The sequence below is a fragment of the Pseudomonas sp. Wu6 genome (assembly GCF_019891515.1).
In the GTDB taxonomy this organism is placed as follows: domain Bacteria; phylum Pseudomonadota; class Gammaproteobacteria; order Pseudomonadales; family Pseudomonadaceae; genus Aquipseudomonas; species Aquipseudomonas orientalis_A.
This window is the reverse complement of the sequence record NZ_JAFLXH010000024.1, coordinates 1-25,720: the sequence shown is the minus strand read 5'-3', so window position 1 is coordinate 25,720 and position 25,720 is coordinate 1. Positions and strand designations below refer to the sequence as shown.

General features: G+C 59.5%; 20 protein-coding genes. 9 read left to right on the top strand and 11 right to left on the bottom strand.

The features are described from left to right. Positions 1-11: 11 nt before the first annotated feature. Positions 12-530, bottom strand: coding sequence for a sigma-70 family RNA polymerase sigma factor (locus J1G34_RS17340; protein ID WP_065888161.1), 519 nt, complete (start codon positions 528-530; stop codon positions 12-14). A 229-nt stretch (positions 531-759) separates the two neighbouring features. On the opposite strand from J1G34_RS17340, the gene J1G34_RS17335 reads away from it, so the two are divergent. Continuing rightward, positions 760-2,871, top strand: a complete 2,112-nt coding sequence (locus J1G34_RS17335) for a condensation domain-containing protein (protein WP_222994403.1) — start codon at positions 760-762, stop codon at positions 2,869-2,871. A 45-nt stretch (positions 2,872-2,916) separates the two neighbouring features. Here J1G34_RS17335 and basC read toward each other — a convergent pair whose 3' ends face one another. Together basC and J1G34_RS17325 are read right to left on the bottom strand one after the other, a co-directional pair. After that, positions 2,917-4,236 (bottom strand): putative histamine N-monooxygenase, encoded by a 1,320-nt coding sequence (gene basC / locus J1G34_RS17330; protein WP_222994402.1) that lies wholly within the window; start codon positions 4,234-4,236, stop codon positions 2,917-2,919. A gap of 31 nt (positions 4,237-4,267) precedes the next feature. Further along, on the bottom strand, positions 4,268-8,590 hold the full coding sequence (locus J1G34_RS17325) for an amino acid adenylation domain-containing protein (protein ID WP_262411844.1): 4,323 nt from the start codon (positions 8,588-8,590) through the stop codon (positions 4,268-4,270). Positions 8,591-8,721: 131 nt separating this feature from the next. Here J1G34_RS17325 and J1G34_RS17320 point away from each other — a divergent pair, with 131 nt between their 5' ends. The 4 genes from J1G34_RS17320 to J1G34_RS17305 are packed head-to-tail and all read left to right on the top strand — an operon-like array spanning position 8,722 to position 13,384. Continuing rightward, positions 8,722-9,897 (top strand): isochorismate synthase, encoded by a 1,176-nt coding sequence (locus J1G34_RS17320; protein WP_459077116.1) that lies wholly within the window; start codon positions 8,722-8,724, stop codon positions 9,895-9,897. Between the two features lie 27 nt (positions 9,898-9,924). Continuing rightward, positions 9,925-11,760, top strand: a complete 1,836-nt coding sequence (locus J1G34_RS17315; protein ID WP_222994399.1) for a (2,3-dihydroxybenzoyl)adenylate synthase — start codon at positions 9,925-9,927, stop codon at positions 11,758-11,760. 39 nt (positions 11,761-11,799) lie between these two features. Then, positions 11,800-13,023 carry a histidine decarboxylase gene (locus J1G34_RS17310; RefSeq protein WP_122738912.1) on the top strand — a complete coding sequence of 408 codons (1,224 nt, stop codon included), beginning with the start codon at positions 11,800-11,802 and terminating at the stop codon, positions 13,021-13,023. 28 nt (positions 13,024-13,051) lie between these two features. Then, the gene (locus J1G34_RS17305) at positions 13,052-13,384 is read left to right on the top strand and encodes an isochorismate lyase (protein WP_065891688.1); all 333 of its coding nucleotides are present in this window, start codon (positions 13,052-13,054) and stop codon (positions 13,382-13,384) included. 131 nt (positions 13,385-13,515) lie between these two features. Here J1G34_RS17305 and J1G34_RS17300 read toward each other — a convergent pair whose 3' ends face one another. Beyond that, positions 13,516-13,899 (bottom strand): RidA family protein, encoded by a 384-nt coding sequence (locus J1G34_RS17300; RefSeq protein ID WP_065897400.1) that lies wholly within the window; start codon positions 13,897-13,899, stop codon positions 13,516-13,518. A 252-nt stretch (positions 13,900-14,151) separates the two neighbouring features. Between J1G34_RS17300 and J1G34_RS17295 the strand changes: the two genes are divergently transcribed. Together J1G34_RS17295 and J1G34_RS17290 are read left to right on the top strand one after the other, a co-directional pair. Further along, positions 14,152-15,066 (top strand): AraC family transcriptional regulator, encoded by a 915-nt coding sequence (locus tag J1G34_RS17295; protein ID WP_222994398.1) that lies wholly within the window; start codon positions 14,152-14,154, stop codon positions 15,064-15,066. Between the two features lie 96 nt (positions 15,067-15,162). Then, positions 15,163-16,224, top strand: a complete 1,062-nt coding sequence (locus tag J1G34_RS17290; RefSeq protein WP_222994397.1) for an SDR family oxidoreductase — start codon at positions 15,163-15,165, stop codon at positions 16,222-16,224. Between the two features lie 239 nt (positions 16,225-16,463). Here J1G34_RS17290 and J1G34_RS17285 read toward each other — a convergent pair whose 3' ends face one another. The 3 genes from J1G34_RS17285 to J1G34_RS17275 form a co-directional block, all read right to left on the bottom strand. Next, a complete protein-coding gene (locus tag J1G34_RS17285; protein WP_083203259.1) occupies positions 16,464-17,081 on the bottom strand; it encodes a TetR/AcrR family transcriptional regulator in 618 nt (205 codons plus the stop codon). A 93-nt stretch (positions 17,082-17,174) separates the two neighbouring features. Further along, the gene (locus tag J1G34_RS17280; RefSeq protein WP_256549193.1) at positions 17,175-18,197 is read right to left on the bottom strand and encodes a membrane dipeptidase; all 1,023 of its coding nucleotides are present in this window, start codon (positions 18,195-18,197) and stop codon (positions 17,175-17,177) included. Between the two features lie 342 nt (positions 18,198-18,539). Continuing rightward, positions 18,540-19,478, bottom strand: coding sequence for an alpha/beta fold hydrolase (locus tag J1G34_RS17275; RefSeq protein WP_222994396.1), 939 nt, complete (start codon positions 19,476-19,478; stop codon positions 18,540-18,542). Between the two features lie 97 nt (positions 19,479-19,575). Between J1G34_RS17275 and J1G34_RS17270 the strand changes: the two genes are divergently transcribed. Further along, a complete protein-coding gene (locus tag J1G34_RS17270; RefSeq protein WP_065937278.1) occupies positions 19,576-20,157 on the top strand; it encodes a CGNR zinc finger domain-containing protein in 582 nt (193 codons plus the stop codon). 64 nt (positions 20,158-20,221) lie between these two features. On the opposite strand, the gene J1G34_RS17265 is transcribed toward J1G34_RS17270, so the two are convergent. The 4 genes from J1G34_RS17265 to J1G34_RS17250 form a co-directional block, all read right to left on the bottom strand. After that, positions 20,222-20,521 carry a hypothetical protein gene (locus J1G34_RS17265; RefSeq protein WP_122483113.1) on the bottom strand — a complete coding sequence of 100 codons (300 nt, stop codon included), beginning with the start codon at positions 20,519-20,521 and terminating at the stop codon, positions 20,222-20,224. 96 nt (positions 20,522-20,617) lie between these two features. Then, positions 20,618-21,268: a dTMP kinase gene (locus tag J1G34_RS17260; protein WP_065937279.1), complete on the bottom strand. Its 651-nt coding sequence runs from the start codon at positions 21,266-21,268 to the stop codon at positions 20,618-20,620. Positions 21,269-21,319: 51 nt separating this feature from the next. Continuing rightward, positions 21,320-23,059 carry a hydrogenase maturation protein gene (locus tag J1G34_RS17255; protein WP_222994395.1) on the bottom strand — a complete coding sequence of 580 codons (1,740 nt, stop codon included), beginning with the start codon at positions 23,057-23,059 and terminating at the stop codon, positions 21,320-21,322. 139 nt (positions 23,060-23,198) lie between these two features. After that, positions 23,199-24,209 (bottom strand): zinc-dependent alcohol dehydrogenase family protein, encoded by a 1,011-nt coding sequence (locus J1G34_RS17250; protein WP_065897405.1) that lies wholly within the window; start codon positions 24,207-24,209, stop codon positions 23,199-23,201. A 168-nt stretch (positions 24,210-24,377) separates the two neighbouring features. On the opposite strand from J1G34_RS17250, the gene J1G34_RS17245 reads away from it, so the two are divergent. Next, positions 24,378-25,277, top strand: coding sequence for a LysR family transcriptional regulator (locus tag J1G34_RS17245; RefSeq protein ID WP_065891695.1), 900 nt, complete (start codon positions 24,378-24,380; stop codon positions 25,275-25,277). Positions 25,278-25,720 lie beyond the last annotated feature (443 nt).

Sequence of the window (25,720 nt, the reverse complement as noted above, 5' to 3'; positions counted from 1 at the left end):
GATTTAATTGTTCACAGCCCGGCCGTCGATGCGAAGGGATGGCAGGCCCGCAGGCCCGCCGCGATGTATTTTTCGACAGAGGACACCGACACGTTCAATTCGGCGGCGATGTCCCGATGGCCCATGCCATGCAGCTTGCACAGCAACAGTGCTTCGCGGGCCTTGGGCGGTTTGGCTTGCAGCGCGTCATCGATTTGCACCAGCGCCTCGGCGGCCAGCGCCCGCTCCTCTTCGGACGGCACCAGCGGTTCGGCCTGCTGCATCAGGGATTCCAGGTGGCGGGCTTCGCGGTGACGACGGCGATAGAGGTCAATCACCATGCCTTTGGCGATCTGGGTCAAATGGCAGCGCGAGTCTTCGATCGAAGGCACGCGGCCCTTCTTGATGAGGTTGAGATAGATATCGTGGGCCAGATCCGCAGCATCCAACGAATTGCCCAGCTTGCGCCGCAGCAGGCTGCACAACCAGCGGTGATGGTCGATGTACAGCTTTTCGAATTGCCGTTTGGACGCAAACGCTCCGTTGTTCACAACACCTCTCCTGAGACGAATCCACCCGCGATCAGATTTTGACTAATGCGAATATGTATGATTATTATTTGCGATCATACGGTGTTCATAAAGCCCCTGCAACGCAACCGGATTGCACGTCCTCTGACGCCCGGGTTCCCAGGCGTTACACCAGACCGAGGATGGGTCTGTCGGCACTTGGTGCCATCTCTACTTCTGACTGTTCAGTTTGATAAGGCGGGAAACTTCCATGATGGAACTCACTCCAGATACGTTTTCAAAACGATCTGCCACCGATTACGAAGCGCATCTCTGGCTCTTGCAGCAGCAATATCCCGAACGCATTTCAAAGCACCTGAGTGCCTGGAAACTCGACGCGACTGTCGACCACGCACGGCTGGAGTCGGCACTCCAGGCAGTGATCGAATCAATCCCCGAGCTCAATGCCCGCTATCAGTTCAACGATGACGGCGAAGTCGACAAGGTCCAGGCGCGCGACTGGCAAGCGTGCATCGAGCGCATTCAGGTGACCGGTGACGCCGGCCACTACCTGCTCTCCGAACAAGCCGCGCCGTGGGACGCCGAACACCAGCCGCCATTCAAGGCGCTGATTATGCAAACGCCGGATGCGCCCATCCTGGCGCTGGTCCTTCACCCGATTCTTGACCAGACCTGCCAGGCGAACGACCTGTACCGCAAGATCATGCACACCGCTGATACGCCACTGCCGTGGCTGCACCGCCAGGCGGACATTGGCGAGAACGCCGCACAAACCGAAACACCTGAAGTTGCGGCCGTTATCCTCGCCGAGTTCCGCGAGGCCCTGGCGGAACCGGGCATGCTGGCGACGGATGACTTCTTCGACTTTGGCGGCCACTCACTGCTGGCCACCCGCATCATCGGCAAGCTGTCGAGCAGCCACGGCATCGAAGTGCAGTTCAACGATTTCTTCAGCGCGCCCTCGGCAACCGCCTTGGCGGCGCGCGCCCGGGTCATCGCGAAAAACGCTGCACCAACGACCGCCATCGGCTCGTCGCAAAATGTACAAAAAGCGCCGTTCGCACTGGCCCAGGCGTCCCTGGGACGCGCTTACGCCGCCTTCGAATTCGGCACCATCTTCAACCTGCCGTTTGCCATGGAGTTTCTCGACCCGGTGGATGAAGCGCTGTTCGAGCAGGCATTCCATGACCTGCTTGAGCGCCATGCCAGCCTGCGCAGCACCTTCCACTTCGAGCGTGGCGAGGCATACCAGCAAATCGTGCCGACCTCGCAGCTAGGGCAGTTCAAGTGGTTCTGGCCCAGCCGCGAAAGCCAGGGTGCCACCCTGCAAAGCGAAGCCACCTATCAGTTCGATCTGACCCGCGAGCTGCCCCTGCGGGTGCGCTTCATTCAGGACACGCAACATCAACGGCAAACCTTGTCGCTGCTCGTCCATCACATGGCCATTGATGAATGGTCGCTCAACGTGATGATGGAAGAACTGGCCCAGGCCTACCTGGCCCGAGCGGCCGACAAAGCGCCCGTCTGGAAAAGCCCGGCACCGTCCTTTCATGAATTCGCCGTGCGCCAGCAAGCCGCCGGGATCAACCAGAAGCACCTCGACTACTGGACCGGCATGCTGCGCGATGCCACCCGTGGCCTGACGCTGCCCTCCTCCGAGGCACCGCCGGCACAGGTATCGACCAAGGCCCAGTGGTTCGAGATCAAGCCCACCCAAGGCACGACCGACCACCTGTACGCCTTCGCCCGGCAAAACAACGCGTCACTGTTCGGCGTGGTCTATTCGGCAATCGTGCTATCCCTGCACAAGCTCGGCGATTTGAAAGACCTGGTAGTGGGCACATCGGCTTCCGGTCGCACAGATCCGGCGTATTACGACACGGTCGGCTACTTCACCACCATGGTCGCGCACCGCGTGCAATTCGACGCTCGGCAAGCCGTCGGAGCCCTGATTGAAAACGTCAGTCGCCTGATCAACGACTCGATGGCCTACGCCGATGTGCCGATGGAGCAGATTCAACAGGCCCTGGGCATGACCCCGGCGGATGGACTGCTGTTCGACGTGTACATCCAGATTCACGCCAACAACGCCTTGAACGGCGCCCTGCGCACACCGGATAACGGCGCGATCCGCTACCGCCAGATTGACCCGGACAAGAACCAGTCGATGTTCGGTATTCAGTTCGAGATCATGGAAAACACGCTGGACGGCAAGCGCGCATTACGCCTGGTGGTGACCTACCGTTCGGACCGTTACAGTGCACAACAGATGGCTCGCATGAGCGCCACGATTGAGCAGATGTTCGCGCTGTTTGCGACACCTGGCGCCGATACCCTCACCCTGGACCACATCCGCGTTTGACCTTCAACAGGGCCTTGAAAACACCAAGGCCCTGTCGTTCACGCACTACACCTCATGCATGCCATAACGCTGGAACGACGAGCGTTTGGGCAGGCGGTAATGCGGGCGGCCGAGCAGTTGATTGGCAATGCTCGCGTTACGAATCGCGGCAACGCCCAGGTCCGGCGAGCCCACGCCATGCTGGAAGATCTCGGCGTTCTGCACAAAGATACGCCCTGCCCCGTCATCACAGCGACGCGCAGTGAAGTCATCCTCCACCAGGCAGTCACCGTGCTCATCGGTCTCCAGAACCGTCCCCTTGAGGCGCTCGAACCACTGCGGCCAGGCATGCCCGTAGCCCGTCGCGGCCACAATCGCGTCCGCCTCCAGGCTGCCGGCCTGATCCAGCTCACGGTGCCGATAGGCAATACGCAGCGTACCGGCGACGTCCTCGACCGTCTCGACTTCACAGTTCGACAGCAACGTCAGGCCAGGGTCACTGCCGCCGATGGAGCGCTCATAGATCAAGTCGTAGATAGCGGCGATCGTGGAAAAACTGATGCCCTTGTACAACAGGCCCTGCTTGGCCACGACCTCGCGACGACGTTCACGCGGAAGGCTGTGGAAGTACTCCATGTAGGACGGCGTAAAGCACTCCTGCCCCAGCTTGGAGTATTCCATGGGGTGGAAACCGGCTGAACGGGTGATCCAGCGGATCGAGGCGCCTGCGGCGATCCGCTCGGGGGTCAACTCGTTGAACAACGCGAGCACACACTCGGCGGCGCTCTGGCCGGAGCCAATCACGGTGACACGCCGACATTGCGACAACTCTGCCTGGCGCTTGCCAAACTCCGCCGAATGCAGGATCGGTGCCATACTTTTCACCTGAGCCCAATGCGGCAATATCGGCGTAGTGCCGATGCCTACCGCCAGGTTTCGACTGGAATAGCAGCGTTTGAAGCCTGACACGGACTGGCTTTCAATCAGGAACTTGCCGGCTCCCGCGTCGTAAGTTACATCACAGATATCCTCGCCGAAGTGGCACGTCGGCAACTGCTGCGAAGCCCAACGGCAATAGTGGTCGTATTCGCGGCGCGGCACCTGGAAGTTCTCGTAGTAATAGAACTGGTACAGGCGATCGTGCTGGTGCAGGTAATTCAGATAGCTCAGCTCGTGGGTCGGGTCAGCCATCGTCACCAGGTCCGCCAGAAACGGCACCTGCAACGTGGTGCCCGGCAAGAGCAACCCTTCATGCCAGCGAAATTCGGCTTTGCGATCCAGGAAAAGACTGGTCACCTCGCAATGTTTGGACAATAAAGCGGCCAACCCGAGGTTAAAGGGCCCGATGCCAACACCGGCGATATCTACAGTGGGTAAATCCGTCATCCAATCTGTCTCCCTGGGTAGTGCTATGTGGTTATGCGCAGGCGAGCAATCGCTCGACATCGTGTGCGTTACGGCAACGCAGTAATTGTCCGGGGGAAAGCGTCACCGCCAGTTCCTCCTGGAACCGCGCAGCGATGGCTTTCAAATGCTGGGGCCGCAGGCCCAGACTGATGAAGTCGACCGAGGCATTGGCGCCGTCCTGCGGGGGCCTGCCCAACACACTCAGGTAGATCGCCAAGACCTTGCTGCACGGGGTTTCAACGACCTCTTCGGCAGGCTCCAGCAACAAGCTGCGCGCGCGCGGGCGATCAGGCTTGCCGTTTTGCGACAACGGCAGCGCCTCCACCGCCAGGAATCGCGTGGGCACGTGGGATTGCGGCAAGTGCTCGCGGGCGAACTGGCGCAACGCGGCGGCGGTCAAGGGGGCGGCGTCTTCGGCGCTCACGTACAGCGCACCGATGTTGACCTCGCCCTGACGCTGTTCGCCGTAGTCCACCACCAGCACGTGCCTGACCGCAGGATGCTTGATCAGCTCGTTCTCGATGTCGGGCAGCGACACGCGCACGCCGCGCACCTTTACGTAGCCATTCACGCGGCTGTCGAACATCAACGTGCCGTCACGGCGATAGCGCCCGCAGTCACCGCTACGAAATGCACGTACGGCCTGGCCGTGCTCATCGATCACGCTGATGAATTCGGTGTGTGCCAGCGCGCCGTCTTCCAGGTAGCCCAGGGCCAGGTTGACGCCCGCCGTATGAATGCGGCCAACAACCCCTGCCGGGCAGTGCGCGCCCTGGGCGTCGAGCACCAGATAGCGGTTGCCCGGCAACGGTCGCCCGTAAGGAATTTGCAGTTGGTCATCGGCAGTGATGTCGTGCCAGATGCTCCAGATCGTGGTCTCTGTCGGCCCCCCCAGGGAAATCAGGCGCGCCGATGGCAGCAGCCCGCGCAACTCGGCGATCACGCCCGGCTTGATGTAGTCGCCGCCCTGGGCGATCAGGCGCAGGCTGGCCAAGTCATAGTCACCACGGCACGCCAGCAGCATTTCCAGGATGGCCGGCACGGAACACCACAGCGTCACACCGTGCCTGGCGATCAACTGATTCCAGCGCAGCGCATCCTTTTCCTCGCCGACGCCAGGCAGTACCAGCGTGGCGCCGGCCGTCAGGCAGCCGAGCACATCGAATACCGACATGTCGTGGTGCAGCGGGGTTACCGACATGAACACATCGCTCCGGCGTACGCGCCAGTGTGACAAGGTGCTGCGGATGACATTGGCCGTGGCGCGGTTGCACAGCACCACGCACTTGGGCTTGCCGGTGGTGCCCGAGGTGTAGAGGTAATACGCCGGCGCTTCGCTCAGCGAGCGATCATCCAGTATTGGCGCACTGGCTTGCGGCCCGGCCAGCAATTCGTTCGGCGTGGCGTGGGCCTGCTCGACCGTCTCGCCTGAGCTGATGATCACCAGATCGGGGCGGCAGTTTTCCAACAGATACTGCCGACGCTCGTCCGGCGCCGCAGCGTCGATAGGCACCCAGATCACGCCCGTCAATGCACAGGCCAAGGTCAGCGTGGTGTGCTCCGGGCTGCGTGGCAGGCAGATGGCGACCACTTGGCCCGGACCGATGCCACGGGCCTTGAGCGCCGCAATGACTCGCGACACATCCGCTCCCAGTTCGGCGTAGCTGATCTGCCGCTCGCCGCTGATCAGGGCGATCCGTTGGTTGGCGGGGTCGAACAGGTGCCTGGCGATTTGCGCCAGGAACCCTTCGGCACGGGCCTCGGTTGCCGCGCTATTAAGGCAATAGTGAGACGTGTCGATGATCGCACCGGCGTCCACGGCAAACTCACCGCTGGCGCTGATCTGGCTGATGGCCTTTTCCAGCGCATCCAGGATGTCGTGAACCACCGCTGGGTCGAGGACTTCCCGCGCATAGTCGATATCCAGCACCAGCGCGCCCTCGGCGTTTGCCCAGAAGCGAATGTCCATGGCCACTTGAGGCGTCTGGGTCAGGCCGCCTTGCAATTGCATGAGACTGTCCGCCGCCGACACCGGCCAGGAAAAACCATTGGTAATCACCACCGGCAGCACAGGGCCTGGGCCGTGGGATTCGAACAGCAACCGGGCAAGGTCCACGCCCGAATAGGCCAAGTGTTGCAGCCCTTCCAGCACGTCCACTTGCAGCTTCGCCGCACGCTCCGTGAAGGTGCCGGGCGCCTCGCTTCGGTTGATCGCGATAAAGCTGGAATGGTTGGCAAATGCACCGCCCGTTTGCGGCGCAACGGGCACCGCCACACACAAGCCGCCTTCATCGAGCCAGTGGGACAGCACCTCCATCACCAGCGCCATCAGGGCGGAGTTCTTGAATAGCCGCTGCCGGGCGCCCAATTTGCAGAAACCGTTGAATACCGCCTTGGGCACCTGTCGGCTCTGACGCTCGTAGCGCGAGGCCCGCACTTGATCGAGCGGCACGCGCCATGGCAAGCGTGGTGCGCCCGTCACGTCGGCGAGCTTGGTCTTCCAGTAAACCGCGTCGGCCTTGCGTTGATGGGCCTGATCCACCTGGGCAGGCGCAGCCTCGGCAGCGGCCTCATCACCGGTCAGTCCGTCGAACAGCTCGACCAACAACGCCGCAATGGAGCGGCCGTCGAGGATCAACGCATCCAGGCGCACGAACACGGTCAACTGGTGGTCGGGCAGGTGGAAGAGCGTGACATTCCAAGGCGCACGGTCCAGCTCGAAGATGGCGTGGGCGTAGGCCTCGCGGCGTTCATCGATGTACGCCGACGCGGCTTGCGCCGACATTGATGTAAGGTCGACTTCGTCTAGATTGATGCGGGCTTCATCGCTGACGTAACTTACTAACTTAAGCGCATCCACCCGTGTGCGCAGGCTGTCATGGCGCTGCACCATCGCTGCCAGGCGACTGCGCAGCAGCGTCGGGTCCATGGCCCCGTGGTATTCACGAAACTCCTGCATGGCCACGCCGCCAAGAGGCACCTGGGTGCCACGCCCCAACAGGTACGCCTGCTGCAGGGCTGACAGTGGTTTTTCGAGTGTGCGCGAAACACCGACATTGAGCGCTTGATCCAACGCGCGCGAATCGGCCGCCACTTCCTGCGTGATCGCCACAAAGCGCTCAAAGAACGTCGTTACCCACGGCAGTGGCAACGCATCAAGACGGATATCCCAGTTGATCAGGATGCCGCCATCGGCGCAGGCGATCTGTGCATCAAGCGCCACCTGAGGCCCTTGGGAGATGACCCAATTCATCGGGCCGAATACACGCCGCACGCGCGGCGAAAGCAAGTCGCCACCGGGCATGTCCAGCGCGGCAGTAAAGACCACCGGCGCCAGCTGTGGCGAGCCGTGATGGCGGGACAGGTCGCGCATCACATTCACCCCCGGATAGGCGCAATGCTCAAGCAGGCCGACCATTTTTTTCGCCAGTTGCGCACACAGCGCGGCCGGCGTGGCGGCGGACTCGATGTCCACATCCAGAATCAACACATTGGCGAAGTCCCCCACCACGCGCTCGACATGATCCACCAGCGGTTGGCGCCAGAACGTCGGTACATTGAGACGAAAGCTACGGTCGCCGGTCTGCTCCCCGAGCACCGCCGCAAACAGCCCCATCATCAAGGTCGACAGGGTGATCCTGCGTTCCCGTGCCACCTGTTCCAAGGCCTGACGCTCGACGGGGCCCAGCCAGGTATGGAGTCGGTGGCTTTGCGCGTGCTCCGGCGGGTGTTCAAGCAATGGCAAGGTGGGGGCCGGAGCAACGTGCGCCAGGCGTTCACGCCACCAGGCACGGTCGCGATCCCGGGCGGCCTTGAGCGCCGGGTCGACACGCACCTTGTCGTACCACTCGAAGAAGGATGGCGTGTTCGCCAGCGTGTCATCGGGCTGCTCGTAAAGCCGGGCCAGGTCTTCCATCAGCGTGCGGAAACTGGAGGGATCGATGGCGATCATGTCGGTATCGACATGCAGGCGAAACCTATCGTCGGCCATCAGGCTCACTGCAAACCGGGCGCCCGGCTCATGGCGCAGGTCCAGTTGCTGATGTGTCCACGTCTCCCGTTTGGCCAGCAGGTGGCGGGTGGCCTGCGACTCGGTCATGGCACGCAGGTCTTCGACTTCCAACCGCGGCGATTGGTCCATGGACGTGATGGATTGCAGCCCTTGCACATCCACGCGCATTCGCAGCATCGGATGCAGCAGGCTGGCCCGCTCTAGCGCTTGGTGTAACCGGTCCAGGTCAATGCACTGGCCATCGAACTCGGCATAAAGATGAGCCGAAACTCTCCCTAAAAAGGCATGAGCAGTACGCCCGATCCAACAGGCGGCCTGCATCGAAGTTAACTCTCTCATGGTCCACTCATGTGATTGACAAATCTAAATGATTAGCGTCACCTATTAGAAACGATAATGATTATATTTCAAGGTATAATTTTTTGACCACAAGCCACGGAGGCTTTCTGCACATGAGAACGGGCACCCTTAGGACGAGCGACATGGATGAGGTGCAACAGCTTGACGAAACGCGGAGTTTTTCATTCACCTCCGGCGATCGTGAGCTGGCGGTCAGCGGCATGTTGCAACGTATCGAAACGCCGGCCATCGCCGGTGAAAACGCCAGCAGCCTGTTTCAAAAAACCGTCTCGCACGCCTTTGAACAAGCGCGCAAAGCGGGCCAGGCCAACCCGATCATCGTCGGCGCCATCCCCTTCGATCCCGCTGAAGCGTCCTGCCTCTACATCCCCGAACACGCCGAGTGGCGCGCCCGCAGCGGTGCCGTGCACACCGGTGCGGCCTCGATGCCGGAACTGCTTGAACAAAAAAACATACCGGACGAGCAAGGCTTCAAGCGCACGGTCGAACACGCCATCGTCAACTTCCGCCACAGCGACGTGCGCAAGGCCGTGCTCTCGGTGCAGCGTGAATTGCTGTTTGCCCGGGATGTGGACGTGAGCGCCATGCAGAACAATCTGCGTGCCCAGAATCCCAGCGGCTACCACTTCCGCGTGCCCATGCCGGACGGCGCCACGCTGATCGGCGTCAGCCCCGAATTGCTGGTGCACAAGGACGGTCTGGAATTCGTGTCCAATCCCCTCGCCGGCTCGGCCAAGCGTATGGCTGACCCCGAAGCCGACCGGCGCAACGCCGACTGGCTGGCCGCCTCGGAAAAAGACCACTACGAACACCGTCTGGTGACCGAAGACATTGCCTCCCAGCTCGGCCCGTTGTGCACACGGCTGGACGTGCCACAGCGCCCTAGCCTGATCAGCACGCCCGCGCTGTGGCACCTCTCCACCCGGATCGAAGGCACCCTGGCCGACCCCGGCATCTCTGCCTTGCAGTTGGCGTGCCGCCTGCACCCAACCCCTGCGGTGTGTGGCTTCCCTACCGAGCGCGCGCGGCACCTGATCCGCTTCGTCGAGCACGTCGAGCGAGGCCTGTTCACCGGCATGGTCGGCTGGTGCGACGCCCAGGGTAACGGCGAATGGGTCGTGACCATCCGCTGCGGCACCATCAAGCGCAACAAGGTCCGCCTGTTCGCCGGCGCCGGCATCGTCGAAGCCTCAAGCCCCGACTCCGAATGGACAGAAGTCCAGACCAAGCTCGGCACCATGCTGCGCGCATGCGGCCTGGCCCACTAATTTCCCCATTTTTCAGCAGTGACCCTCATGACCCTAGAATTCACGCACTGGCCCCTCGAAAGAGCACAACGCTATCGGGAAAACGGCTACTGGATCGATCAACCCCTCACCCACCTGCTCCAGGCCCGCAGCCAAGTACAGCCCCAGGCTTGCGCGATCATTTGCGGCGAGCGTCGCTTCAGTTATGACGAGCTGGATCAACTGTCTTCCAACCTCGCCTCGCGCCTGGCCGCCAGCGGGCTTGGCCACGGCGACACCGCGCTGGTGCAACTGCCCAACATCGCCGAGTTCTACATCGTGCTGTTCGCGCTGCTCAAGGCCGGCATCGTGCCGCTCAACGCGCTCTACAGCCATCGCAAACTGGAGCTTAAAAGCTACGCCAGGCAAATCACGCCAAAGCTGTTGATCGCCTCCCGTGAGCATGAAGTGTTTCGTGATGACGGCTACCTCGCCGACCTCAACGAAGTCGGCGCAAGCCCTGAGGTCACGCTGTTCCTCGGCGAACAGCATGCCCCCAACAACCTGGCTGCCTGGATCGAAAGCCCGAGCGACAGCCCCGTGGATTTCTCCCCCAGCGCACCGGATGAAGTGGCCCTCTTCCAATTGTCCGGCGGCAGCACCGGTACACCCAAGCTCATCCCACGCACCCACAATGACTACCACTACAACGCCCGCACCAGTGCCGAGGTATGCGGCCTGACCGCACAAACACGCTTCCTGTGCGCCCTGCCGGCAGCGCATAACTTCCTGCTCAGTTCGCCGGGCGCCCTGGGCGTGCTGTACGCAGGCGGTACCCTCATCATGGCGCCGAGCCCAGAACCGCAGACCTGCTTCGCAATGATCCAGCGCCACGAAGTCAACACCGTCGCCCTGGTGCCCAGTGCCGTCGCGTTGTGGCTGCAGGCCGCGCCGCAGCACACCGAACAACTGCAATCGCTTGAATTCCTGCAGGTCGGCGGCGCCGTGTTCGCCGACTCGCTGGCCCGCCAGGTGCCCGGGGTGCTCGGCTGCAAACTGCAGCAGGTGTTCGGCATGGCCGAGGGCCTGATCAACTACACTCGCCTGGATGACACCGACGAGCAAATCTTTACCACCCAAGGCCGCCCGATCAGCCCGGGGGACGAAATCAAAATCGTCGATGAACAGGGTGTGCCCGTAGCGCCCGGCGAGCCCGGCCTGTTGGCTACCCGCGGCCCCTACACCTTCTGCGGCTACTACAAGAGCCCCGAACAGAACGCCCAGGCCTTCGACAACGAGGGTTACTACTACTCCGGAGACCTGGTGCAAATGACACCCAGCGGTGACCTGCGCGTCGTCGGCCGGGTCAAGGACCAGATCAACCGGGGTGGCGAAAAAGTCGCTTCCGAAGAGATCGAAAACCTCATCGTGTTGCACCCCGACGTCACCCACGCCGGTCTGGTCGCCATGCCCGACGCCGCACTGGGGGAAAAGAGCTGCGCCTTCGTCGTCTCGTGCAATCCCAACCTCAAGCCGCCCGCCCTGCGTCGCCACCTGATGGAACTGGGCATCGCCGAATACAAACTGCCCGACCGCATCCGGCTGATCGACACCATGCCGCTCACCGCCGTGGGCAAGATCGACAAGAAACAGCTGCGCCAACTGCTGACGGCGGAAACCACCCGCGCCTGGCTGAAAACCCGCGTATTGCAATTGATCGAAGACGGCGAAGCACTGGACCCCGAGGAAAACCTGATTTTCTACGGCCTCGACTCCCTGCAAGTGATGAAACTTGCCGCCGAACTCAAGGCGCGTGGAATCGCCGTCACCTTTGAAGAGCTGGCCGACTCGCCCACGCTCGCCAGTTGGTGGTCGCTGGTGGACACGCGGCAAAAAGCGGCCTGAACGGGCCGCTTCGCCCAGTCGATTTAAAAGGAGTTAGAGATGACGTTATCCACGGCCGACCAAAGCAGGCTTGAGCACTTCTGGCAGCACTGCGTGACCCATCAGTACTTCAACATCGGCTACCCCGAATCCGCCGATTTCGATTACTCCCAGTTGCACCGTTTCCTGCAGTTTTCGATCAACAATTGCGGGGACTGGAACGAGTACAGCAACTATGTGCTGAACTCGTTCGACTTTGAAAAGGACGTGATGACGTACTTCTCCGAGCTGTTCGACATTGCGCTCGAAGACAGCTGGGGCTACGTCACCAATGGCGGCACCGAAGGCAATATGTTCGGCTGCTACCTGGCCCGCGAACTGTTCCCTGACGGCACCCTGTATTACTCCAGGGACACCCACTACTCGGTGGCCAAGATCGTCAAGCTGCTGCGCATCAAATGCCGCGCCGTCGAATCCCTGCCCAACGGCGAGATCGACTACGACGACCTGATGCTCAAGATCGCCGACGACCAGGAGCGTCACCCGATCATCTTCGCCAATATCGGCACGACGATGCGTGGCGCGGTGGACAATATCGCGACCATCCAGCAACGGCTGCAACTGGCGGGCATTGCCCGGCGTGACTACTACCTGCATGCCGACGCGGCGCTGAGCGGGATGATCCTGCCCTTCGTCGACCACCCGCAACCCTTCACGTTTGCCGACGGCATCGATTCGATCTGCGTGTCCGGGCACAAGATGATTGGTTCGCCGATCCCGTGCGGCATCGTGGTCGCCAAGCGCAAGAACGTGGCGCGCATCTGCGTGGAAGTCGACTACATCCTGGCCCATGACAAAACCATCAGCGGCTCACGCAATGGCCACACGCCGCTGATGATGTGGGCGGCACTGCGCAGCCACTCGTTCGCCGACTGGCGCCGGCGTGTCCGCCACTGCCTGGACCAGGCGCAATATGCCGTGGATCGCTTCCAGGCAGCCGGCATCGATGCATGGCGCAACGAGAACTCCATCACCGTGGTGTTTCCCTGCCCGTCGGAAAGCATCGCGAAAAAGTATTGCCTGGCCATCTCCGGTGGCACCGCGCACTTGATCACCACGCCCCATCATCACGACAACTGCATGATCGACGCCTTGATTGATGAGGTCATCGCCGAGCGTGACAGCAACGCCTGGGGCACTGGCGCCGCCCGTGCGCGTCAAGGCGCCCATGAACAGCCCCCCGCCGCTGCCCGGCTGGCGTGTCCACGCTTCGACGTCATCTGAAACGAACCCTTTATTAGAGACAAACACTATGTCGTCACTGAAAACCCCCGAGGCGTGCGAAAGCCTCACCGACATACGCGCGGGCATTGACTTTTTCGACCGTCAGATCCTGGAGTCACTGCAACAACGCTTGGGTTACGTGAAGGCCGCCGTGCGCTTCAAGGCCAACGAACAAGCGATCCCCGCGCCGGAACGGGTGGCGGCGATGCTGCAGGACCGCCGCGAGTGGGCCGTCGACACTGGATTCGATGTGGATTTTGTGGAAAAACTCTACGAGCACATCATTTATTGGAACATCCAACAGCAAATCTCACATTGGCGAGCGCTTTATCCGCAGCGAAGTATGGAAAACGCTGGCTAAAGCATCGAAAGGCCCGCGCATTCAGGTCCATCCGCCAGGGTGGACTTGACCCCCACGTATCACACATTTCCATGGCCAGTTTGAGGCGGGTTGCACGCTGCTCCAACATGCAACGCCGCCTCTACCGCCTGTTATATCGCGAAAATAGCTTCAATTTCGATATTCAGTTCCGGGGAAAACAATTTGGAAACCTCGACCAGGGAGCTGGCAGGGAGATGCCCATCATAGTGCTGCGCCAGCACCTTGCGCAGTTCGCCGGCCTGGCTGAAGTCGGTGATGAAGATAGTCACTTTCAAGAGTGCAGACATATCGGTGCCCTCCTCGACTGCAACCGTTTTAATCTGCTGCAAAATAGCATTGGCCTGTTTTTCAAGACTTTGCCCTTGAGCCTCAGTGCCGAATGCAGTAAAGCCTGACAGATAGAGCGTGTGGCCATTTTTTACTGAATGCGAATAGGGCCCCACTGCGGGAGGAAGTGCCGGGTAATTTTTACGTTCGATATTAGCGCTTGGCATATGAGTAAGTCCGAATTTTAGTGCATGGGTGATTGTGAGTTTATGAATTAAAGTACGTGGTCAGGTGATTTTAAAGTTTGCCATGTTCTCAAAGTCCGACAAAAGACAATAGTCACGTTTCTGCACGATTACTGCCTGATTCTCTACGTGTGGAATTTTCCAACACGCTGCGCTTTCTGCATGTGTCATAATTTCGTATGACAATGTGTAAATATGGGTCTTACCCCACTGTGCCTGCAAAGAAGGCCCTAATTGGCGGAAAACTATCGTTTTGCGGCTGAAGATGGCCGAGTGGCGCTCAGGGATATGATTCGTGGGCTTCTCCCTGAGGAGGGCCGCTTCCCAACCCCTATCGAGGGTTTTACGCTGCACCGCTATGACCATTCAGACACGGCAAAACCCCACTTCTACAAGCCGATACTTATTATCGCAGTACAGGGGAGGAAGTGGGTTCGTATGGGTATCAATGATATTTCATTCGGGGAGTACACATGTTTTATCGCCGGCGTGAACATGCCCGTCTCCAGTTGTCTCCTGGAAGCGACTTCCGAGATGCCCTACCTGTCAGTTTCCCTGGATCTGGACAGGCCTTCGATAGCTGCATTAGCTGCTAAAATTCCACCGCCGACGGAATATAATCACGACATTGCAGTTGGCGCAGCGGTACAAGAACTCAGCCCGGAATTGCTTGATGCTTTTTTAAGAATGCTTGAATTACTCGATAAGCCAGAGCACGCCAAGGCATTAGGAGCGCTAATATCGCGAGAAATTCACTACCGACTGCTCACAACACCCTTCGGACATCAACTTCGACTTTTGAATACAGTCGGTTCTCAAAGCAATAAAATTGATCAGGCGATCATGTGGCTGCGGGAAAATTACCGGGAAACGTTGCAGGTAGATAAATTGGCCGGGACATTGAATATGGCGCCTTCCACTTTATACAAGTATTTTAAAAAAATAACGACACTCAGCCCTTTGCAATATCAGAAGCGTCTGCGTTTGGATGAGGCGCAACGCCTGATGCTGGTTGAAGATTGCGATGTGACAGAAGCGGCCTTAATGGTCGGCTATGAAAGTGCCAATCAATTTGGTCGAGAATATAAGCGGCTGTTTGGCGAGCCGCCCAGAAAGAATGTCGTCAACATCAAGACCGGTAGGCAGTAGCCGCTTGGAGCCGCGATTTTGATGCCCCTGCGGATCAGATCAGGTTGAACCTCTGTCACTCAGGCGGACTCCCAAACCTGAATCCAGGAGAAACATATGAGCCAAACAGCTTTGGTCGTCGGCGCCAGCGGCATCGTCGGCAGCGCCATCACTCAGTTATTAATCGACAACAACTGGCAGGTCGCCGCGCTGTCCAGGCACCCATCGCAAGCGCCAGGCGTGATCCCCGTGGCGGCAGACCTTCAGGATCCCGCTTCGCTGGAACACGCGCTCGCGGGTTTGAAGCCCACGCATGTGTTCATTACGACATGGTCACGGCAAGCCACGGAAGCCGAGAACATTCGTGTCAATGCGGCCATGGTTAGCAACGTGCTGGCCGCCATTCGTCCAGCCAGGAGCGTTGAACACGTAGCGCTGGTCACGGGGCTGAAACACTACCTCGGCCCATTCGAAGCCTATGGTAACGGCAGCCTTCCGCAAACACCGTTCCGCGAGGATCAGGGTCGTCTGGACATCGAAAATTTCTACTACGCCCAGGAAGACGAACTCTTCGCCGCAGCTGAAAAGGACGGCTTTACCTGGAGCGTTCATCGCCCGCATACGGTCACCGGGGTTGCCGTAGGCAACGCGATGAACATGGCCACCACCCTCGCTGTCTATGCCTCGATTTGTAAACAGACCCATCGCCCTTTTGTATTTCCCGGATCAACAGTGCAGTGGGACAGCCTCACTGACATGACGGATGCCCGGCAGTTGGCCAAACAACAATTGTGGGCGGCCACTACGCCGGCTGCGGCCAATCAGGCATTTAACGTCACGAATGGCGATGTCTTTCGTTGGAAATGGATGTGGAGCCGAATTGCCGAATACTTCGACGTGCCTGCCGCCGATTATCCCGCTTCACCCTCCCCCCTTGCCGGGCAGATGGCTGACGACCAAGCCGTATGGACGCAAATGGTCGCGCAATTCGGGCTGAAGGAATCCGATATCGGTCGGCTGATATCCCCATGGCATACCGATGCGGACCTGGGTCGACCCATCGAAGTGGTCACGGACATGTCGAAAAGCCGTGCCATGGGCTTCACCGCCTACCAGGCGAGCGATCAGGCATTTTTCGACGTGTTCGACAAACTACGCGAGACACGCTTGATACCTTAGGCCGTTCCTGAGCAGATATTCTCAGATGATTCCCAGCAGGATGCGCGCACTTCAATTTTGACCAGGCGTTTGTTCAGACGCCAGGCCGTTTGTTGCCTCTCACAGCAGGCTTCGAACGGCCAGAAGTGCCCAGCGCTATTGATCGCGCAGGTTGAATATTGGCTTCGACACGGTGAAGCCCTAACTCCTCAAAGGCATACAACCTGATATCCCTCAGCCATGTCGAGTGGCACCTCTTCTTACCTTTTGTCCTGGGCTACAGCTCCAATGAGAGTCGAAAACATCTCTTCTGCCTCGGCAACGGAGCAATTTCCACGTGTAACGGCGCATGTCAGCGCGTCTCCCGCCGCAACCAGTGCCGCGCAGGCCAATGCCAGCGATTCCAGGCGAACGCTTGAGTGAGGCCGTAGGACTTCCACGAACATCTCGATCACCGCGTCAACCAACTCTTGGTACACGCCAGCTTTCTCATCGCTTCCTGCAAGCGCCGCGCCGACAGCATGAAATTCGTCACCCTGGTCGGTTCCGCAGGCCAGATAGGCTTTAGCCAAAGCCAATACAGTGTCTTTCGCCGGTCGATTTTCCTGAGCCATAAGCGTGCGAAACGCGGTAATACGTTCGGTGTCTATCCAACGATAGAGGTCAATCAAAAGACCGGTTCTGGTCTCGAAATGCTCGTAGGTCACAGGCTTTGAAACGCCTGCGCACACTGCCAGGTGGCCCAGCGTCAGTCGATCCGCACCTTCCTCCCGAACGATCACACGCGCCGTTTCGAGCAGTTGCTGACGCCGCTCGGGCTTCGGCAGACGACCTGAGGTCCTCTTGTCGGCGACGATCTTTGTGTTTTTCACTTGCATACCTACAACCTACTATCTGTAAAGTTAGTGGAGCACAGGTGTTGAGACGTTACAAGCGTCTGGAAGAATGCAAGGTAGGGGTTGAGGCCTTGATCAGCGTGTAAACGTTTTTTCGAGCACAGAATTTGGCCAGGTTGCCTCTGCAATACGCATGAAATTATTGCCGTAGATCGCTTGGATATCCGCATCTGAATAACCCAAGCGCGTCAATTTCTGTGCGACCTCACCCAGGGTCTCGGGCTGCAACTGAACATGTCCGTTCATCTGGCCATAGTGCTCAATCGGCCACCAGTCGTTCTCGTCTTCACCTTCCGGCAAATCTTTGTGCTCGGGGTACAACTCGGTATCCAAACCTATGCCGATATGGCTTGTCCCGATGCGCTCTGCCAGATAGTCGATTTGTCGAACGTAAGCGTCTACGGAGGCCGATGGGTCGCCCAGGAATATGCCTAGGCCTGTAAGTCCGATGACGCCACCTTGAGCCGCACAGGCTAATATTTGTTCGTCATCGATTGTTCGCGGGTGATCAAAAACCGCTTTAACGTTGGTGTGGGAGAAAATCGCGGGGCGCTGTGAAATTTCCATAATTTCAAGACTTGAGCGTTTGCTGGCGTGCGAACAGTCAATAACAATTCCCGCTGTATTAATACTCTGAACGACCTTGCGTCCCAGGGTGGTCAATCCGCTACCTGCGCCATGGCAGCCGCCAGCACAACTGTTGTCGCGGTTGTAGGCAAGCAACATCTGGCGAACCCCCAGGCTTGCGAACAGTGCCACCATCGCAGGGTCCTGCCGCAGCATATTGGAACCTTCGAGGTCAAAGGAGACCGCAAGCTTTCGAGACGTGTGCGCATGGTAGATATCGTCAACGCTGGCGACCAGGACAAAGTCTTCAGGGTGTTGAGCGAGCCAGCTCCTGAAACCCGCAAGCGTTCGCATCACGGTTTCAAACGGGGTCATGTCCATGCCCACGTTGATCGAGACATGATGAAAGCCGGCTTCTCGGTACCTGTTCAGGCGCGACATATCCTGTCCGGGAATCAATGGCAGGCACGCATGGGCCTCCCATTGAATCGCCGGGACCTTACTGACTCCTGATGGGTCAAGCTTCATCATTTAAACCCCGTCCAATCGGTTCGCTGTCCACTCGTGCGCCAATGATGCCATGGCGCACTTCGCAATCTGAGCATCCTGCACATGCAACCCATTACATCTGCGAACTGTTAACGCTATCACGGGCTACCGTCTACAGGTATTTAAGACGTTCCAGAGCAGCCACTGGCGCTCAACAAAACTGATGACTTGAAGGTGAACCAGACAATTCATCGGTCCCCTCCTCCACCCGTAAGCGCGAACTGGCCCGCGAAGAATCTCGGAGCGCCGCGTGAGACCTGCGTCGCGGCGTTACCGTTGACGTTCTTCGCGAGCCAGTTCGCGCCTACAAAGGGGTTGCGTTGGTCACCGCAGGTTCTTGTCCAGGAACGCCCGTATCACTGGAATGATCTCCTTGGCATGGGTTTCCAGCGCAAAGTGCCCGGTGTCATAAAAACGAATATCCGCCTTGGGAATATCGCGCTTCCACGCCTCGGCGCCGGCCGGCACGAAGAATGGGTCGTTCTTTCCCCAGACCGCGAGCAGCGGTGGCTGGTACTGGCGGAAGTACGCCTGGAAAGCCGGGTACATCGCTACGTTCGAGGCGTAGTCCAGCAACAGGTCGAGCTGGATGTCGGCATTGCCCGGCCGGGATACCTGCAGCCCTTCCAGGGTGTAGCCATCGGGTGAAACCGCGCTTTGGTCGGCCACCCCTTCCAGGTACTGCCACTTGATCGAGGCGGGGGTTGGAAAGTCGCGCAGGGCCTCACGGTTTTGTTGGGTCGGAGCCTGCCAGTAGCGTTGGATGGGGGCCCATCCTTTGCCCAGGCCTTCTTCGTACGCGTTGCCGTTTTGGGAAATGATCGCGGTCACCCGCTCCGGATGGACGCTGGCCATGCGCCAGCCCACGGGCGCGCCGTAGTCGTGGACCATCAGCGCGTATTTATCGAGTTTGAGCTGTTCGGTGAACTGGCCGATGGTCTTGGCCAGTTGGCTGAAGGTGTAGGCGTATTCGCCGCGTGGAGGGGCTTGGGTGAAGCCGAAGGCCGGCAGGTCTGGCGCGATGACGTGATAGCGGTCGGCAAGCTCGGGCATGAGTTCGCGGAACATGAAGGATGAACCGGCGAAGCCGTGCAGCAGCAACACGGTCGGCGCGCTGGGGTCGCCGGCCTCGCGGTAGAACACCTTGACGGCACCGACCTGCTCATAGCGGTAATGCACTGTGTTGTCGGCATGGACAGCGCCGCTCATCAGCAAGGAGGCGGCGAGCCCGGCAGCGGCCAGGGAGGCGTTGGATGGAGTCATGATGTGGCTTCCTGTGTAACCGTTAAAGTTGGTGTTTGAAGGTTATTCCCAGGTTTGGTAACCTGTCAAACATAATTTATTGGTTACAGGCTGCCCCATGAATCCGAACAGCACTGCCTCAGGCGCACTTTTTCTGGCTGACAACCTTGCCCTCGATTTCATTAACTCCGAGTACGGGGTGGGTGATCAGCGCCATGACTGCTTCGTCGATGATCACAGCGTCATGAGTTGGCTGACGCAAGCGGGGCTGTTGTCCGAGCACGTTGAGCTGCAGGCTCCGAGTGGGCTGCTGGCGCTCGCGCGCACGCTTCGCGCGAGTTCAAGGGCGGTGGTGAATGCCGCAATGACAGGCGTTCCCGTCGATCCTGCGCTGATCAACCAGGTGCTTGAAGCGGGGCAGCCGGTGAGCCGGCTGGAATGGGCACAGGAGAAGAAGGCATTTCGAGCTGCCACTTATCCTCGGGACAGCAGTCCGGCCAGCTTGCTTGGGCCGGTGGCCGAGGCGCTGGTGGGCCTGGTCACTCACGATAAGTTTGAATACGTCCGGCAGTGCGAGGCTCACGACTGCGTGCTGCTGTTCCATGACCTGAGCAAATCACACCGCCGCCGCTGGTGCAGCATGGCGACCTGCGGCAACCGGATGAAGGTGGCGGCGTTTCGTTCCAGGAATAAACCTTGATCGTTCTTGCCGCCCGTATCCGGCGAAGGCGTTGCGCGCGCCATGAATGGCCGCACTCCTTTCCTTATTGATGAGTGTCCGCTTCCTCAGCCGGATAAAACTCGCCCTCCTTGCCGATTTGTTTCAGGCGTTCGCGCACAATGGCCTCAATGCTGGCGACGGCGGCTTGATCGTCAGGGTTGACCAACTGCAAGCACAGGCGTCGGATATTCTGATCGTGGGTGCCCTCGCTCATCATCTCGTGGGTGAAGGCCTGTTCGCCACGCCACAGGCACAGCTGGGTATGCGTCCCGCCGAGCCATATTTCGTTGATGGGTCCAAGGTCGGTAGTGGCCAGTTTATCGGCGGTGATTGTCTTATCCATTGCGCTGTACCTTAGCCATGAGTAGATACAAGTAGACTTACAGGCAGAGTGGGTCGTTCCAAATGACATGTCGGATCCAGATCTGCATGATTTGAGCTAGGCTCCAGCGGCCCCCTGACGGCCCCCGGGCTGGCGCCCACTCGGCAGATTTTCTATCGCGCAAACCACCTGCCTCGTCGCCTCCTCGATCGATCCCTCATTGCGGCATAAAACCCAACCGTGATCGGCCACTGCGCGTTCAAACGCATGGGTGCAGGCGGCATGTTCTTCCAGCGTGTGCAGCACCGTACTGTTCAGCCCGCGCCGTCGTGCCGCCGCCCTCGCCCATGAGAGTTGCGGGTCTGTGACAACCCCGACATGCAGGTCCGGCACCTGCACCTGACGGTCGAGGTTCAGCTGTAAAATCTGCGCAAACGGAATCAGCCGGCGAAAGGCCGCGTCGGACGGATACCAGCGGTCGATGAGGATGATGCTGTCAGAGGGCTGTTCAGGCAGTACGTGCCTGGAAATCCAGCCACGGCTGTCGGCGAACCGCTCACACACCGCCCACTCCAGCGCCGGGTCGGGATGTCGCACGAGTTGGTTGACCAGCCCCATGGTTTCACCCCGGTGGGGATCGCTGTTTTTTTCGCACAGCCTGACGACCTTTTTATGATTGGCCCTCAGCGCTGCCGTCACCGCCTCCAGCAGCGTGGTCTTGCCGGTGCCCTTGGGCCCGTCCAGCGAAATGAACAGCGGGCGACTCATAGCTCCCTTGTTATCCTGTTGCCAAACGCCAAGCATAGCATCGCGACTGGTTTATCCCGCCAGCCCTTTCGGGCTTTCGGGCAACTCGGTCTCGAACCTCAACGCCCATGCCGCGATCAGACGCTGCGGGGTCTGGCAGGTTTTGCGCTTGAGTACGAAATTGCGGCACTTTTGCGCAAACTGTTGGCGGTCTTGCACCATGTCCAACTGCATCTGCGCCAGCTCCCGTTCGCGACAGCGCTCAACCTGTTCGATCTCCATCGTGGCTTTACGGGTGCGTGCGAGCAGGTATCGCTCATCGGTCAGCGCGCTGCCGGCTTGTTGCGCGAGCCACAGGTCGAAGGCGTGTGGGCAACGGGGGCCGATGTCCTGGATCATTCCATAGTGCCGGGCTTGGAAGGCACTGATGGGCAGGCATTCTTCGGTGAGCCTGTGCGCGACTTCACTGCCAACGGCCCGTGGCAGGCTGTAGGTCCAGTATTCGGAACCGTACAGTCCCATGCTTTTGTAATGGGGGTTCAGCACCACGCCTTCGCGTGCCAATACGATATCGGCAGCCAGCGCAAGCATGACGCCGCCTGCGCCCGCACTGCCGGTCAAGCCGCTGATCAACAGTTGCCTGGCGGTCAGAAGCGCCTGGCAGACATCGTCGATGGCTTGAATGTTGGCCCAGGCTTCCAGCCCCGGCACCTCGGCAGCCTGAATGACGTTAAGGTGAACCCCATTGGAAAAACTGCCGCGACCGCCCTTGATCAACAACACCTGGGTGTCTCGCCCCTTGGCCCACTCCAACGCAGCCACCAGCCGCCGGCATTGTTCAGTGCTCATCGCACCGTTGTAGAACTCAAACGTCAGTTCGCCGACGTGACCAAACTCCCGGTAGCGAATCGGTTGATAGACCTGCGGATTGAACGCCTGGTGGGCGATGGTGCTATCGAGCACCGGAATACCGAGCAGGCCGTCGGCCAGAACATGCCGCGCCGGCCGCTTGAAAGTCTCTTCCCCTGGCTGGGCCTTGCGTTTGAGCGAGCCGATCCAGACGCTGTGATCCCCGGCAGCCACCAGCACGGCGTCGTCCTGTACCGCAAGGATTTCCCCCGGCGTCCCCTGGCGTGAATCCAGGTGCGCGTCGTACAGGTAATATTGCTCGCCCTGGAGGCTGGCCAACACACCGGGCTGGCCATCGGCGGCGTCGATGCTGCGCTTGATGAAGGTTGCGCAATCGAACCAACTGAAGGTGCGGTCAGCCTGGGTCATGTTCGACTGCAAACGCCCGACAACGTCGGCTCGCGTGTAGTCGAGCGGCACAGGCACGAAACCCTTGGCGAACTTTTCCACTACGTCGCGGATGCACACCATCGCGGCGTCACTCACCGCACCGTTGTACAACTCGGATTTGCGCACATCGGCGGGCATGTCGAACTCACAGGTCGACCAGACCGGCCCGGCATCCATTTCCTCGACCGCCTGTAGCGCCGTGACGCCCCAGCGGCCGACCTGCCGGGTGATGGCCCAGTCCAGCGCACTGGCGCCACGGTCGCCGACAATGCCCGGATGGATGATCACCACCGGGCGCTGCGGATTGCGCCACAGTTGCCGGGGCACACGGTCCTTCAAAAACGGACAGATCACCAGGTCCGCGCCTGAGTCTTCGACCTGCCGACACACCGTGGCTTCATCCGTGAACACGACAACACTGGGGTCATGACCCGCCTGGCGCAAATCCAGCCAGGCCCGCTGGGTCAAACCGTTGAATGCCGATGATAATAAAAGGATCTTCACTGATCGCATGGCTGACTCGTCCTTGAGATGCGCGACCAGGGACGCGTGTTGAACCGTCCCTGGTCTTGAATGGAGGCCTGATGTTACAGAGCGGGCCGGCAAGGACACCTGATCAGGATCAATGACGAGCCTCGCTGGTCACTATATTTTAGCTGACCTTGATAACAACCTTGCCGAATGGGCCGCGTGCCAAGTGCTCGTAGGCCTCACGCGCCTGTTCAAACGGGTAGACATGGTCGATCACCGGCCGGATGTGATGGGTGTCGAGAAACGCATTCATCCGATCAAATGACGCGCGAGGAGCAACTGCAATGCCACGAATGGTGGTTTGGCGGAAGATCAGTGGCATTAAGTTCAGGTTAGCCGTTTGTCCGGTCAGGAAGCCAATCTGGGCAATGCGGCCGCCCACTTTGGTTGCCTGGACGGAGTCGTTGATACCCTCGCCGCCCGCCACTTCCAGAAGCAGGTCTACGCCCTTGCCGTCGGTGAGTTTCAATACTTCAGCGGCCCAGTCAGGTGTTTTGCGATAGTTGACGCCGGCGACCGCGCCCAGCTTGATGACTGCATCAAGGTTTTCATCACGGCTGGAGGTGACGATGACCTTGGCACCCAGGGCCATGGCGATTTGTGCGGCGAAGATGGACACGCCTCCTGTGCCTTGCACCAGCACGCTCTGGCCAGCTTCAATCTGGCCGAAGTCCACCAGCGAGTACCATGCGGTCAAGGCCGCGATGGGAAGGGTCGAGGCTTCTTCGTCACTCATGTCATCGGGGGCACGCACTGCACTGTCTTGATGGATGATCATGAATTCAGCCAGGCCACCCGGCAGTGGTGAGCCGAAGCAGTAGTCTGGTTCGTCGTGGGCAGGCATGCCGTCTATCCAGCGCGAGTACAGGTGCGAGTTGACACGGTCGCCTACTGCGAATCGGCTGACGCACTCGCCCACTGCCACGACAGTGCCCGCTGCGTCGCTGACAGGGATCAGCGGCTTGGGAACCATGTGCGGCTCATAGATCCCATCCACAATTGCCTTGTCGCGAAAATTGAGGGCGACAGCACCGACTTTGACCAGCAGCTCACCGGCCTTGGGGGTGGGCGTTTGGGTCTCGCCCTGTTTCAGATTTTCAAGACCAAAATCCTGCAGCAGCCAAGCTTTCATATTTTTACTCCAAGCAATGTGGGGCGTCCCGACAAATTCGGTGTGCCCAGGCTGGAGGCATTGTTTCTCTCCCGTGACGCTGGATAAACAGCCCTTGAAGCACAAGATTGTTATCAATCCAATTACAATCGAGTTCACTCACGTAACGGTTTAATCAAAGGCCTGACAATGAACATGATCGAGGCGATGGAAATTTACGTGGCCGTGGTTGAGCAAGGCAGCTATACCCGCGCCGCCGAGTCGCTGAGGCTTCACCGGCCCGCGCTTTCCAAAGCGATTCAGAATCTTGAACAGGAACTCAACGTCCAGCTTTTGCATCGCACGACGCGCAAGATCCACGTGACGCCTGAGGGGGAGGAGTTCTACGATCGATGCAAGCAACTGCTGGCCGATCTGTCTGATACCGTGGCGTGGTTCTCACCGGATCGACCTGCCCGGGGAAAGCTCAGGGTGGATGTTCCGGTGACCCTCGCCAAGGCATTTATCATCCCTTCCCTTCCAAAGTTCAGGGCTCTCTACCCCGAAATCGAGTTGATTCTCGGGTCTTCGGATCACCAGGTTGATTTGATCGCGCAGGGCGTAGACTGCGCCGTTCGGCTAGGGGAACTTGACTCGTCGAGCCTGATTGCCAAACGAATCGGCACCGTGCCCATGGTCACCTGCGCCGCGCCCTCCTACCTCGAACAGTACGGTACCCCCACCACTTTTGAAGCGTTGTCCGATCACCTTGCGGTCAACTTCCTGATTGATCATCGCCAGCAAATCATGCCCTGGAGGTTTCAAATCGGCGGTGAAAGCCTGTTGGTGACGTTGAAAAGCGGCATCGTGGTCGATGACTCGCAAGCCTTCCTCTGCTGCGGCCTGGCGGGGTTGGGTATCGTGCAGGGCTTGCGTCCCTCGCTGCAGCCTCATATCGCGTCGGGCGAACTGATTGAAATTCTGCCGGATCTGCATACCGTTCCCAAACCTGTCTCGCTGCTTCTCACTGACCGCAAATACCGCTCGCCCAAAGTGCGCGCTTTCATGGAATGGCTCGTCGCTGTTTTTGCCGAGCAGGGGCTCAGTTAGCCAGGCCACTGCTCCCGCATTGCCGAACTCAGTCTATCGGACCGATGTTGATCGTGCGATCGGCGCCCGGACAGCCGTGCCCGAATGCCGAATGCCATTGCGAGTCGAGTGTGAAGGTGCAGGACCGCGCGGTCAGCGATAGCCAGCTTGATGAGGCTATCGAAGAAACCTTCCCGGCCAGCGCCCCTATATCCCCTTGATAACGTCTCGGTCCAAATGTGGGAGGGGGCTTGCCCCCGATTGCAGTATGTCAGCTTGCACATCGGTGCCTGACTGACTGCTATCGGAGCATAGGCAACTACACAACTTTCCAGACCGTAGCAGCCAACGGTAACCACGATGCGAAGCGAGCCGCTCTTGATCTTGATCTGCTTTTGATCTCAGGCGCCCCGTTAAACCACGCTGGCCGAACGCAGGCTTGAATCCGTGGGCAACCCGGCAGG